We start from the raw sequence: 13869 nt of genomic DNA, 5'->3' as shown, positions 1-13869 counted from the left end.
GTTACAATTTGTAATTCATTGTGCTATAATGGAAAAAGATTAAAAATAGATGAGTAATTTAGGAGGGGGATCTATGAAAAAATTAAACAAAATTTTTGCAGCCGGAATATTATCTATGGCGATGGTGACACCAAATGTAGCTATAGTAGCTAATGCTAGTACAGTTGAGAATAACAACTCGGACTTAAATATAAATTTAGAAAAGAAAAGTGTACTTCTTGGGACAAAGTCAAACGCTAGTGTAAAATTTAAAGAGAAGCCGAATGCTGACAGCATAACGCTTAATTTTTTATGTTATGATATGGAGCTTGAAGCAACTCTAAACTACAATAGTGCGACTGGACAATATGAAGGTGTGATTGAATACAATAAAGATCCAGAGTACTTAAACGTATGGGAACTACAAAGTATAAAAATAAACAACCCTGAAAAATCTGAGGTTTTAAATAAAGAAGATCTTCAAAATATGGGTCTTAAACTTAGCGACTACGATGTAACACAAGAGTTTATTATAAGCAATGCGAATTCACCAAAAGAACTTCGCGCATTTACACAAAAGACTTCAGCTCCAGTAACACAATTATCAGGTGCTGAAAGATATGATACAGCAGCTGCTATAAGTAAAGAAGCATATCCTAATGGGACTAAAACTGTAGTAATTGTTAATGGAGAGGCTAGTGCGGACGGAATAGCGGGTACTCCATTAGCTACAGCTAATGATGCACCGATACTTTTATCTTACAAAAATAGTCTTCCAAGTAGCACTAAGCAAGAATTAAAGAGATTAAATCCAAATAAGATAATAGTTATAGGTGATGAAGGTTCTGTATCGGCAAAAGTTGTATCTGAAATAAAATCAACAGTAAATGTAACTTCGACAACACGTTTGGGTGGAAAAGATAGAATGGCGACATCACTATTGATCGCTAAAGAATTAGATAAAACTATTGATGTTAAAAAAGTTTACATAGCAAACGGATATCAAGAATACGATGCTTTAAATATAGCTTCAAAATCAGGACAAGATAAACAGCCAATAATACTTACGAATAAAGAGGCAATTCCGACAGAAACTATAAACTGGCTAAAGGGTGAATCTTTAGAGACAGCATACTTTATAGGTGGAGAAGCTAGTATAGATACAAATGTTATGCACCAAATGGCGGCGATAACTCCATCATACGATTCAAATTCTTCACAAAATATATACAAACATAGAATTCACGGAAGTGACAGACACGAGACAAACGCAAAAGTTATAAGCTACTTCTTCCCAGATGAGGAGTACAACGCGATGTTAGTTGCTAAATCTGATGTAATAGTTGATGCTCTCGCAGCAGGCCCTCTAGCAGCTAAATTAAAATCACCTATACTTATAACTCCAAAAACTTACGTTTCTGCTTATCATACTGACAATCTAAACGCTAAAAAAGCAAATAAAGTATACCAAATAGGTGGAGGAATGAGAGACAGTGTTATACAATCAATTGCTACGAGTCTTTCTAAACACAATACAACTCCAGATCCAGGAGGAGACGCTAAAACTGTAGTTATAGATCCAGGACACGGTGGTAGTGATTCAGGTGCTGTAAGTGGTGGATATAAAGAAAAAGTTTATACTCTAGATACTGCTTTAGCTACTACTGAATATTTAAGAAGTCAAGGTATAAATGTTGTTATGACTAGAGATACTGATAAGACAATGGCTCTAGGAGAGAGAACTGCAATATCTAATCAAGTGAAACCAGACTTATTTACAAGTATTCACTACAACTCATTTAACTCATCAGCAAATGGTGTTGAGGTATTCTATATGCTAAAAGATAAAAATGGCGGACTTACAAAAACAGCTGCTACAAATATATTAAACAGCATATTAGAACAATTTAGCTATACAAATAGAGGTATAAAGACTAGAGCTTTAAGCAGTGATCCAAGTAAAGATTATCTATATGTTCTTAGAAACAACAATTATCCAGCAATTCTTGTTGAGTGTGCATTTATAGACAGTTCAAAAGATATGGGACAACTTAACACACCAGCAAAAGTTAAAACTATGGGTAATCAAATAGGAAAAGGTATAGTTAAAACTTTAAAATAAGAAAAATAATTTATCAATAAATTGTAAAGTTTTGCAGAAAAAAATGGTAAAAAAGTTAAATAAATAAAGATGGAATACGTCGTTTTAGGCTCGAAATTGGTGATTTGCCTCAAACGACGTATTTTTTTTAAGAAACAATTTATTTACAATGGTGTTTCTTATATTGATAAAGTGTAGATATTTGAGTATAATATATGAATAAGTTAAAAATATAAACAATATTCCAATGATGGAGGTAGCGATGTCTGGATATATTAATGAAGATTATGAAATAGCTGAATTACAGAACTATCCAGGAGCAGATAAAGAGATTACAAGTGAGATTGACTACAGCTTGGTTAGAGGATCGATTTTTTTTGATGCATATCAAAGAGTACTAGACGTAGTCTTATCTTTAGTAGGGCTTGTAATTGGAATACCTATAATGTTGATTTTTGGAATTCTTATTAAGATAGAGGACAAAGGACCAATTACTTACAAACAAGAGAGACTAGGAAAATACGGAAAAAGCTTCTATATATATAAATTGAGATCAATGAGATTAGATGCGGAAAAATACGGTGCTCAGTGGGCAGAGAAAGATGATCCTAGAATTACAAAAGTTGGGAAATTTATTAGAAAAACTAGAATTGATGAGATTCCACAGCTATTCAACATTTTAAAGGGTGACATGGGTCTTATAGGGCCAAGACCAGAAAGACCAAACTTTACTGCTCAGTTCAATGAAGAAATACCTGGATTTATAAATAGGCTTGCTATAAAACCAGGACTAACAGGATGGGCTCAAGTGAATGGCGGGTATGAAGTTACTCCTGAAGAAAAACTTATAGAAGATATCTACTATATAAAAAATAGGAGTGTACTGCTTGATTTTAAAATACTCCTTAGAACTGTTAAAGTAATATTTACAGGAGACGGAGCTAGATAATTTTAAATATTAGATTACAATCAATGATTGAGCTCTTTTAAAAAGGGCTTTTTTATTGCTAAAAAAGAGACTATTAGAAAAGGATTTGAGAATTTATGATAAAGAAACTTTCTGCTACATTATCTATAGCTTTATCGATTTTTATGTTTTCGGGAGCAAGTATTAATGCTTATGATATAGCTAACAAAGAAGTAATAGATGGTAAAGTACAAGAAATTTCTACGGATTTAAATAAAAGCGTCTTTAAAAAATCTAAAGAAGTAATTCTTGTAAATGAAAAATCAATAATAGACAGTATTGGTGCTACTCCTTTAGCATATGCAAAAAATGCTCCTATAGTCGTAACAAAAACTGGCAATATAGGTCGTGTTACTAGAAGTTATTTAAAAGAACTCGGAGCAGAGAACATCACTATTATTGGTGGTTTATCATCTGTGTCTAAGGATGCAGAGAAAAGCTTAGAAAGAATGGGAATGACCGTAGAGAGAATTAGAGGAAAAGATAGATTTGATACTTCTCTAAAAATGGCTAGAGAGATTTATAGAACTAAAGGATTTGATAAAGCGTTTATTGTTAGCTCAAGTACAGGTCTTGAAAATGCTCTATCTATATATTCTTATGCAGCTAAGAATAATTACCCAATTATCTGGGCTGATGACAAAAACTTTGATAATGTAATGGATTTTTTAGAAGGTAAGAATCTCAAAAAAATATATGCAGTAGGAGAATCTGAAAAATTTACTGCTGATCTAGAAAATAGATTTGATAATCTTGACTTATTAGGTGTTATTAATAAATCTGACACTAATGTAGATCTAATTAACAGATTTTATAAAGATGAGGATATAAAAAAGGTATACACTGCAAACTTAGAATTTGGTAGTAGAGCAGATATTAATGAATATATTTCACTGGGTGTAGTAGCAGCAAAAGAAAACACTCCTATACTTATATGTAACGAGAATTTTAGTTATGTACAAGAAAAGTTTTTAAAAAACAATAAAGTAGACGAAGTAATAGAAGTAGGTGAAGAAGTAGGACCTTATAGCATACTTAACGTATTTATGAGCAGAGCCTTTGTTTCTACAGCTATTTTAACAATATTATTATTATTGGTTGCATTTAGAGGAATTAAATATGAAACAAAATAAATAGATGAGAGGGACTCTTTTAACTTATATACATATGATTTACGGTTTGAAGATGCTATTGAGAGTTTAACTTAGATAAGGAGAAGTAAAGATGTCAAAAACAGCTAAGGCAGCAGCGTGGATTATGATTGCGACGATGCTTTCTAAAGTATTAGGTTTTTTTAGAGAGCAGATTTTTGCAAATTTTTATGGTACAGGGATGTATGCAGACGTATTTGTACTAACATTAAACATTCCAGGATTAATTATTGCCATAATTGGATCTGCGGTTGCTACAACATATATACCGTTATACGTCGAAACTAAAGAAAAACACGGTCAAGAGGGTGCACTCAAGTTTACTAATAATGTTCTAAACCTATGCTATGTTTTAGCTATAATAATAGCTATTCTGGGGCTTGTATTTACTGAACAGTTTGTAACAGTGTTTGCTGCAGGTTTTGTAAAAAATCCAGAAAAGTTTCAAGCCGCAGTAATATTTACAAAGATAATGATATCAGGCGTATTGTTCATTAGTGGAAGTAAGATAATAGGATCTTATTTACAAGTGAATGATAGTTTTACAATTCCAAGTTTGATTGGTTTACCATATAATATCATAATAATTTCATGTATAGTATTGAGTGCTGCAACTCAGAATATTTATATTTTGCCAATAGGTGCACTAATAGCAATGGCGAGTCAGTTGGTATTCCAGATTCCATTTGCTAAGAAAATGGCTTATAAATATCAGCCTTATATAAATGTAAAAGACGAATCAATTAAGAAACTTGGAATATTAGTAATGCCAATGTTACTTGGTGTTTCTATAGGCCAGATAAATACTTATGTAGATAGATTATTAGCTACAACACTTAGTGATGGTAGACTGGCAGCTTTAAACTATGCGAGTAAATTGAATGATTTCGTTTTAGCTTTATTTGTTACATCTATAATAACAGTTATTTATCCAAAACTAGCTAAACTTACAAATGATGATAATGAAGAAGGATTTATAAGTACAATAGTTAAATCATCGAACTGTGTTATATTGTTAGTACTGCCAATATCTATAGGATTTATTATTCTTGCAGAGCCAATAGTTAGAATTCTTTTTGAACGTGGTAAGTTTGATGCAACTTCAACTCAACTTACAACTATAGCTCTTCAATTGTTTTCATTGGGGCTTTTAGCTTGTGGTATTAGAGATGTACTTTATAGAGTATTTTACTCTATGACAGACACGAAAACGCCTATGATAAACAGTAGTATTGCACTTACAATAAATATTGTGTTAAATCTTATTTTGATTAAACCTCTTGGTCATGCAGGACTTGCATTATCAACGAGTATTTCATCAATAATCACAGCAAGTCTTTTATTTTTCTCTCTTAAAAGAAAGAAAGGTCATTTTGGTGGAAGTAGGATAGTAAAGACAGGACTTAAAAGTTTAATTGCTTCACTTATTATGGGGGCAGTTGCTTGGTTTATATATAAAGAGCTAGCTATTGTTTTAGGGACAGGTTTATTAAAAGATATCTTAGCAGTCAGTGCAGCTTCTGTGTCAGGTGCGATTTTATACCTAATACTGATTACACTTATGAAGGTTGAAGAAATTGAACTAGTATTTGATATTGTTAAAAAGGGTAAAAACAAATTACTTAGAAGATAATGAAAGGATGATATGATGAACTACAAAGCAAAATATGAGGAGTGGATCAATTCTCCTTTTATAGATATACAAACCAAAAATGAGTTAAATTCAATTAAAAACGATGATAAAGAGATAGAAGATAGATTCTATAAAGATCTTGAGTTTGGTACAGGTGGACTTAGAGGGGTAATCGGTGCGGGAACTAACAGAATGAATATTTATACTGTTAGACGTGCCACTCTTGGGGTTCTTAATTATATCCTTAAAACGTACGGTGATAAAGGGAAAGATAGAGGAGTTGTGATTGCTCACGACTGTAGATTTATGTCAAAGGAATTCTCAATAGAAGTTGCCACTACACTTGCAGCTTATGGAGTAAAGGCTTATTTATTCGATGATTTAAGATCTACACCACAGTTATCTTTTTCTGTTAGACATTTAAATTGTGTAATGGGGGTAGTGATAACGGCAAGTCATAACCCAAAAGAGTACAATGGATATAAAGTGTACGATAGCAATGGAGGACAAGTGTGCCTTGATGTAGCTAATGAGATTATATCAGAAGTTAAAAAAATTGATGACTACAGTGAAATTCATACTGTAGATTTTCGTGCTTCAATAAAAAATGGTTCGATAGTTGTGCTTGGAGACGAAGTAGATAAGGCATTTTTAGATGCAGTTAAGAAACAAGTATTGAGACAAGATATAATAAATGAGTACAGCGAAAAATTAAAAGTTATCTATACTCCAATCCACGGGACGGGTAATAAGCCAGTAAGAGCTGTATTAAATGAAGTTGGATTCAAAAAAGTCGATGTAGTTAAGGAACAAGAACTTCCAGATCCAAGCTTCTCTACAGTAAAATATCCAAACCCAGAGGAGAGATCTGCATTTGATATTGCGATAAAGATGGCTAAAAAAGATGGGGCTGATTTGATTATTGGAACAGATCCAGATTGTGATAGAGTTGGAGTTGTAGTAAAAGATACAAGTGGAGAGTATGTAGTTTTAAATGGAAACCAAACAGGATCTTTACTTGTTAGGTATATAATAGAAGGGCTTGTATCAGAGAAGAAGCTAGATACAAATAATCCTACAATAATCAAAACCATAGTAACTTCAGAGCTAGGCGCTAAAATAGCAAACCACTATGGAGTTGAATGTATAAACACACTAACAGGATTTAAATTTATAGGTGAAAAGATTAATGAATTTGAAGCTAATAAAGATAGAACATTTATAATGGGATATGAGGAGAGTTACGGATATCTTATAGGTACACATGCAAGAGATAAAGATGCAGTAGTGGCTTCTATGATGATTAGTGAAATGACTGCCTATTATTTATCAAAGGGTATGAGTTTATACGATGCACTTTTAGATACATATAATAAGTTTGGACACTATAAAGAAGATCTAAAATCTTTTACACTTAAAGGAATTGAAGGTGTAGAAAAGATTAAAGATATAATGGAATTTTTTAGAAATTCAAAATTAAAGTCTTTAGCAGATATAAAAATTGATAAACTAAACGACTACGATAAAGGAATTGATGATCTTCCAAAATCTAATGTGTTAAAATATATATTAGAGGATGGATCTTGGGTAGCGATTAGACCTTCTGGGACAGAGCCAAAGATTAAGTTTTATTTTGGTGTAAACTCTGATGATGAAACTAAGACAGAAGACAAACTTAAAAAATTGGTAGAACATGTACTGGATATAGTAAATGCTATATAGTTGTAGTGGTGAGGAGAGAGTGTAGATGAAAATATACAATGTCATAATGGCTGGTGGAGGCGGAACTCGTTTTTGGCCACTGAGCAGACAAGAGGTACCAAAGCAACTTATTAATCTAAGTGGGCAAGATGCTCTTATTAACGAAACTATAAAGAGAATTGAAAACCTAGCTCCAAAGAAAAACTTATTCATAGTCACTAATGAGAGACAAGTAGGTGCTTTGAAAAATATAGTAAAAAATAAATGTATATGTGATAATATTTTACTTGAGCCATCTGCTAGAAACACGGCAGCAGCAGTCGGCTTTGCGGCGTTTAATATAATGAAAAAATATGGTGATGGAGTTATGTGTGTTTATCCGGCAGATCACTATATTAAAGATGAAGAAGAGTTCAATAAAGTTTTAGTAAAAGCAATTAATGTTGCTGCAAACAATGATAAACTGGTAACAATAGGAATTAATCCTACTTTTCCGTCTACAGGTTATGGATATATAAACTTTGATAGAGATGAAATAGTTGGGGAGAGTGCGTTTGAAGTCTGTGAATTTGTTGAAAAACCAAATTTTGAAAAGGCAAAAGAATATGTAGACTCCAAAAAATATGTATGGAACAGTGGGATGTTTGTATGGAGAGTATCTAAAATACTTGAGGATTTTAAAAGATACCTTCCGAAAGTTTACGAAAAACTTGAAGAAATCTCTGAATACTTAGGAACTAAAGATGAAGAGATAAAAATCAAAGAAATTTACCCTACTATACCATCCATCTCAATAGATTATGGTATTATGGAAAGAAGCAATGACGTTGCAGTAGTTCCGGGAGATTTTGGCTGGAGTGATGTAGGATCTTGGGATTCGCTTGGTTCTATATATCCCACTGATGAAGAAGGTAATATCAAAAGAGGTGATAACATCACTATAAATACCAGCAACTCGATAATTTATTCTGATGATAAGCTTATAACAACGATAGGATTAAATGATTTGATAGTTGTTTCTACTAACGATGCTGTAATGGTATGTAGAAAAGATATGGCACAAGATGTCAAGGAGATAGTCAATCAATTAAAAGAAAATAATAGACATGAATATATGTAAGAGGAGAGGTTTTAGTGAGAGCAAATAGTTTACAAAATAATAAAAACTTAATAATAAATAAAGGACTTTATACTCTGACTCTATTCATAATACTTTTAAGAAAGTATATGATTACAATTCTTAAATCGGATTCAAATGCTTTAAAAATTGTGCCCTTTCTATTTTATGGATCAATTGTATTGCTTTTTATTCAATTTATTATGAGGAAAGACCACAATAAAACGGAGATAGCACTATTTCTAATATCTTGCGCTTTGTATGTATTTACTAGAGAAGGTTCGATTTTAGTATTAATACTTTTAGCTATAAGTATAAGGGATATAGAAGATAAATACGTTGTTAAGAGTTATTTCCTTTTGAGTTTAGCATTTATAATTATTTGTATGATGATGTCAAACTTTTTACCATTTATTACTCAAGTTGAAGAGTCTCACTACAGACTTGTTGGTGGATCTTATGTAATAAGAGAGACTTTTGGATATGGAAATCCAAACTCAGTATTTCTATTAACACTGCCAATATATGCAGCATATATATTCCTTAGATTTGATAAATACAATATGTATGATAGAATATTACTTATAGTAATGACTGTATATATATACTTACAAACTATGAGTAGAACGGGTGCATTAACAGTAATAGGTGCTTTGATCTTTGTAGATATACTTAGAGCCGTAGATTTAAAAAAACTGCCGATTATTTCATTTGGTATAAAGATACTTCCAATCCTATTTTTAGGGATATCTATAGTCGTTGGAACTGTTTTATCAAATATTACTATTTTTAATAAAGTTTTAGCATCTAGGCCTCTTCACTGGCATGCTTACTTAGTAGAATACGGTTCAATGTTTTCGCTATTCGGTAATAAATATGATGAAATGGTTACAGTAGCTCATCCACTGGATAGTTCATACATTTACATTCTTTCTTTACTTGGAATAGTCACATTAGTATTTTTCCTATTCCTACTTTATAGAGGTTTAAGTATATTTATAGAAAATGATCAAAAGAAATACATAGCAGTAGTAATGATTTTCTTAATATACGCATTTGCAGAAAATATACTTCTTGAAGTTGGTTATAATTTTACAATTGTAATTCTTATTAAATATGTAATAAACGATGATAAAGGAAGATTTACATTTAAAGAAATGCTAAAAAGAAAATAGTAATTTGCCATAAAATTGATCGATTTATTGGATTTAGTATGCGGTTTTTTACTAAACAGGATGTCGTGTCCGATATATCGATCAATTTTGTTGATTTAATCTCTACTTTAGTGTAGAAATAAAGGAAGTAAAAGTATAAAATATTTTTAGACTTAAAAATTATAATACTTTTATAATAAACTAAAAGTATTTTATATTTTTATTGCAATAAGTAATGAAATATGGTTATTTAAGTTTGACATTTGAAAATTTGGGAGGAGAAAATGTTTATATCATTAATAATGCCTACTTTGAATAGGTTTGATGAAATAGATTTACTTTTGAAAAGTTTGGAAAATCAAACTTATAAAAATTTTGAGCTTATAGTTGTGGATCAAAATGAATGTGATAAGGTTAAATCTATTGTTGAAAATTATACAGAAAAAATAGATATTAAATATATTAAAAGCTATAAAAAAGGTCTAAGTTACAACAGAAATATTGGGATTGAAAACGCTAAAGGGCAAATTATAGCTTTTCCAGATGACGACTGCGAGTACGAATCAAATATTCTTCAGACAGTTGTAGATTTTTTTGAAAATAATAGAGAGTATAAAATTTTTAGTTGTAAGACAATGGATAAAAATAAAGTTGATGCATTTAAAAAAATGGCTGATGGAGTATGTGACATAACAAGCACAAATGTACTTGATACTATTACATCTATTACTTTCTTTGTGAATTTTGAGGATAAAAACTATACACTTTTTGATGAAAAGTTAGGTGTAGGTGGAGAGTTTGGATCTGGAGAAGAAATCGATTATATACTTGATTTGCTTAACAGAGGATTTAGGGGAAAATACTTTAGTGATAATATAGTATACCATCCAGCTAAGAAACACTCTAAATCTAAAGAGAAGTTTAAAAGAGATTATAACTATGGCAGAGGATTTGGGGCCCTTTGTAAAAAAGAGATCGTTTATAGAAAAAACCGTAAGTTTATTAAAGTTATGTTGTCTAAACTTACTAGAAATATAGGGGGGCTTATCCTAAGTTCGAATAGAGATTATCATAGTGCTACCATTAAAGGTAGAATAAGTGGATTTAGACAGTACAAGTTATAATGAGGATGGTGTTTATGGAAAAAGTAAAGTTTTTGGTAAATATGATTATTGCTTTTATTATTTACCCTTTTAACAAAAGTAAGTTTAAAAATAGGAATATATGGCTTATAGGTGGTCATTCAGGCGATATTTATAACGATAACTCAAAGTTTTTTTATGAATATATACTAGAAAACCATAAGGACGTAGAAGCTTACTGGGTGGTATGTAAAGATAGTAGTGTTAAAGAAAAAATACCAGGGAAAAAGTTAATTAAGGGAAGTGTAGAAAATTACTTGTATTATTACAATTCAAAAGTAATAATATTTTCTCATGCTCCATCTGCAGATATAGCACCTTACAACTTTGTAGTGCCTATGCTAAAAAGTTTTCATAATAAAGTTGTTAAAGTATACTTAAACCACGGAACAATCAGTTTTAAGAAAAGAAAAGCTATGGATTCAAGGTTTAAGGATATAATTGACAACCTTCTTAAAAGTTATGATATCTGCACTGCAAGTTCTGAATTTGAACAAAAAGTTATGATTGATGAATGGGGAATGAGTGAAGAGTCTGTTTGTATTGTGGGGAATGCAAGATACGACAATTTACCGACAAATGAAGCCCCTAAAACTAGGGATATTCTTTACAGCCCTACGTGGCGTGATTGGATAAAGTTTAATTCGGGTAAGTTTACAGAGACGAGTTATTTTAAAAATATAATGAATCTATTAAACGATGAGAGACTAAATAAAGTATTAGATGAAAAAGATGTAAATATCAAATTTTACCTACACCATCTAATGCATGAATTTATAGATGATATAAAAGAAAATATTACAGGGGAAAGAATAGTATTTTTAGATAAAGGTGTTACCTTAGCAGATGAAATAAGATCTTCAGCTGCAAATATTACAGATTACTCAAGTGTAGCAATAGACTTCTTATATATGAATAGACCAATACTATTTTATCAATTCGATGTGGATGAGTATATAGAGAAGGTTGATTCTTATATAGATTTAAGAAGTGAAATGTTTGGATATTTGTCGTATAATAGTAGTGAAGCCGTAGAAAAACTTATTGCTATCATTAATAATGATTTTCAGGTTATGGATAATCAAAAAAATGAAAGAAACAAGTTTTTCAGATACAATGACAATAAAAATTGTGAGAGAATATATAATTGCATATTGAGTAAGTTAAACAAATAATTTGAAAAATGGCGAGGAAGGTAATATGAATAAGAATTTAGTATCTATAATTACTCCCATGTATAATTCTGAAAAATTTATTGAAGGAACTATAAATTCGGTATTAAGCCAAACTTATCAAGAGTGGGAAATGTTAATTATCGACGATTGCTCGACTGATAATTGCTCTAATATTGTAAAGTCTTATATTCAAAATGATTCTAGGATTAAGTATATAAGGACAGAGACTAATCAAGGGGTGTCACATGCTAGAAATGTGGCATTAGAAAATGCATCTGGGCAGTTCATTGCTTTTCTCGATAGTGATGATCAATGGGAAAGTAGCAAACTAGAAAAGCAAATAGCTTTTATGAAAGAAAGCAACTCTGCTATAACTTTTACAGCTTATGAACTTATGGATGAGAACACTAACAAGCTGAATAAAGCCATTAGAATTCCTAAGACAGTTGACTACAAAAAGTTATTAAAGGGAAATGTTATGGGATGCCTTACTGTAGTAATTGATAAGACGAAGATAGATTTTGAAATAAAGATGAGTGGCGTGCCACATGAGGATTATGTGTTATGGTTATCTATACTTAAAAAAGGATATATAGCCTATGGGATAGATGAAGTTTTAGCTCTATACAGAAAATCGAGCACTTCACTTAGTGGTAACAAAATAAAAGCAGCCAAATGGACGTGGAATATATATAGAAATGTTGAAAAGATACCTCTACCAGTAGCTATATACTATTTCATAAACTATGGAATAAACGGTATAAGAAAAAGTTAGCAAGAGAGGAAGGCTTATAAATGCATAAATATAAAATCACTGTTTTTACTGCTACATACAATAGAGCTTATTTGCTTGAAAATGTATATAACGGTTTGAAGTCACAGACGTTGCCTCTAGATATGTTTGAATGGCTAATAATAGATGATGGCAGTGAAGACAATACTAAAGAATTAGTAGAAAAGTTTATATCAGAAGACATATTAAATATTAATTATGTATATAAAGAAAACGGCGGTAAACATTCAGCCATTAATGTTGCAACAAATCATGCAAAGGGAGAACTGTTCTTTGTACTTGATAGCGATGATGAAATTGTTAAAGATGCACTAGAAATAGTAAAGGATGAATGGGACTTAATAGAAAATAAAGATGGATTTAACGGTGTTATTGGGCTATGTGCTTACCCAAATGGAGAAGTTATAGGAACCAAGATGCCAGATAGAGTGAAAGATTGTCCATTTGCAGATCTATTCTTCAAGTACGGAGTAAAAGGTGACAAGACGATTATATTTGTTACGGAGATACTTAAACAGTTTCCGTTCCCAGAAAAAGAAGGTATAAACTTCTTGCCAGAGAGTGTCGTGTGGTTTGAAATGTCTAAATACTACAAGATAAAGTGTGTTAATAAGATTTTAAGAAAGAGCGACTACTTAGAAGATGGGTTAACTAAAAATATGTTCAGAAAGAGATCATTAAAAGGTAGGGCTCTGGAGTTTTTAATTTTAACAAACCAAAATACATATCCGATCAACAAGTATCCGTATATGTGGATTAAAAACTATATCAACTTAGCTAGATATTCACTTCTTTCTGGAAGTAATCACTTTAAAGAGATAGATGGGGTTTTCAATAAATTTATGTATATAATAATGTTTCCTCTCGGTTTCTACAAGTATTGGGGTCAAAGAAAACTAGTGTGGGAATAGTTTAATGGTTATAGTTACGCCAGTTGCTATATAAGGAGAGAAAAT

11 protein-coding genes are annotated in these 13869 nt (G+C 31.2%); all 11 read left to right on the top strand.

Annotated features, from left to right (window positions below; all coding sequences use genetic code 11):
- Positions 1-73: 73 nt before the first annotated feature.
- Positions 74-2101 carry an N-acetylmuramoyl-L-alanine amidase gene (locus tag KQI18_RS03580; RefSeq protein ID WP_216466303.1) on the top strand — a complete coding sequence of 676 codons (2028 nt, stop codon included), beginning with the start codon at positions 74-76 and terminating at the stop codon, positions 2099-2101.
- A gap of 241 nt (positions 2102-2342) precedes the next feature.
- Positions 2343-3029 carry a sugar transferase gene (locus KQI18_RS03575; RefSeq protein ID WP_216466302.1) on the top strand — a complete coding sequence of 229 codons (687 nt, stop codon included), beginning with the start codon at positions 2343-2345 and terminating at the stop codon, positions 3027-3029.
- 95 nt (positions 3030-3124) lie between these two features.
- A complete protein-coding gene (locus tag KQI18_RS03570; RefSeq protein ID WP_216466301.1) occupies positions 3125-4180 on the top strand; it encodes a cell wall-binding repeat-containing protein in 1056 nt (351 codons plus the stop codon).
- Positions 4181-4271: 91 nt separating this feature from the next.
- Positions 4272-5831, top strand: coding sequence for a murein biosynthesis integral membrane protein MurJ (murJ, locus tag KQI18_RS03565; RefSeq protein ID WP_216466300.1), 1560 nt, complete (start codon positions 4272-4274; stop codon positions 5829-5831).
- 15 nt (positions 5832-5846) lie between these two features.
- The gene (locus KQI18_RS03560) at positions 5847-7553 is read left to right on the top strand and encodes a phospho-sugar mutase (RefSeq protein WP_216466299.1); all 1707 of its coding nucleotides are present in this window, start codon (positions 5847-5849) and stop codon (positions 7551-7553) included.
- 25 nt (positions 7554-7578) lie between these two features.
- Positions 7579-8652, top strand: a complete 1074-nt coding sequence (locus KQI18_RS03555) for a mannose-1-phosphate guanylyltransferase/mannose-6-phosphate isomerase (protein WP_216466298.1) — start codon at positions 7579-7581, stop codon at positions 8650-8652.
- A gap of 14 nt (positions 8653-8666) precedes the next feature.
- A complete protein-coding gene (locus tag KQI18_RS03550) occupies positions 8667-9824 on the top strand; it encodes a polysaccharide polymerase (RefSeq protein ID WP_216466297.1) in 1158 nt (385 codons plus the stop codon).
- Positions 9825-10087: 263 nt separating this feature from the next.
- Positions 10088-10927, top strand: coding sequence for a glycosyltransferase family 2 protein (locus KQI18_RS03545; protein WP_216466296.1), 840 nt, complete (start codon positions 10088-10090; stop codon positions 10925-10927).
- 14 nt (positions 10928-10941) lie between these two features.
- Complete coding sequence (locus tag KQI18_RS03540) at positions 10942-12120, top strand: CDP-glycerol glycerophosphotransferase family protein (protein ID WP_216466295.1); 1179 nt, start codon at positions 10942-10944, stop codon at positions 12118-12120.
- Between the two features lie 25 nt (positions 12121-12145).
- The gene (locus KQI18_RS03535; RefSeq protein ID WP_216466294.1) at positions 12146-12895 is read left to right on the top strand and encodes a glycosyltransferase family 2 protein; all 750 of its coding nucleotides are present in this window, start codon (positions 12146-12148) and stop codon (positions 12893-12895) included.
- A 20-nt stretch (positions 12896-12915) separates the two neighbouring features.
- Complete coding sequence (locus KQI18_RS03530; protein ID WP_216466293.1) at positions 12916-13824, top strand: glycosyltransferase family 2 protein; 909 nt, start codon at positions 12916-12918, stop codon at positions 13822-13824.
- Positions 13825-13869 lie beyond the last annotated feature (45 nt).

The sequence above is a fragment of the Metaclostridioides mangenotii genome (assembly GCF_018917235.1).
In the GTDB taxonomy this organism is placed as follows: Bacteria; Bacillota; Clostridia; order Peptostreptococcales; family Peptostreptococcaceae; genus Metaclostridioides.
Note: the sequence above shows the minus strand (reverse complement) of the source record. Positions and strands in the feature narration are given on the sequence as shown.

Coding starts and splice junctions, on each gene's coding strand:
- KQI18_RS03580 (WP_216466303.1), top strand. CDS start 74: ATGAAAAAATTAAACAAAATTTTTGCAGCCGGAATATTATCTATGGCG.
- KQI18_RS03560 (WP_216466299.1), top strand. CDS start 5,847: ATGAACTACAAAGCAAAATATGAGGAGTGGATCAATTCTCCTTTTATA.
- KQI18_RS03530 (WP_216466293.1), top strand. CDS start 12,916: ATGCATAAATATAAAATCACTGTTTTTACTGCTACATACAATAGAGCT.
- KQI18_RS03540 (WP_216466295.1), top strand. CDS start 10,942: ATGGAAAAAGTAAAGTTTTTGGTAAATATGATTATTGCTTTTATTATT.
- KQI18_RS03555 (WP_216466298.1), top strand. CDS start 7,579: ATGAAAATATACAATGTCATAATGGCTGGTGGAGGCGGAACTCGTTTT.
- KQI18_RS03545 (WP_216466296.1), top strand. CDS start 10,088: ATGTTTATATCATTAATAATGCCTACTTTGAATAGGTTTGATGAAATA.
- murJ (WP_216466300.1), top strand. CDS start 4,272: ATGTCAAAAACAGCTAAGGCAGCAGCGTGGATTATGATTGCGACGATG.
- KQI18_RS03570 (WP_216466301.1), top strand. CDS start 3,125: ATGATAAAGAAACTTTCTGCTACATTATCTATAGCTTTATCGATTTTT.
- KQI18_RS03535 (WP_216466294.1), top strand. CDS start 12,146: ATGAATAAGAATTTAGTATCTATAATTACTCCCATGTATAATTCTGAA.
- KQI18_RS03575 (WP_216466302.1), top strand. CDS start 2,343: ATGTCTGGATATATTAATGAAGATTATGAAATAGCTGAATTACAGAAC.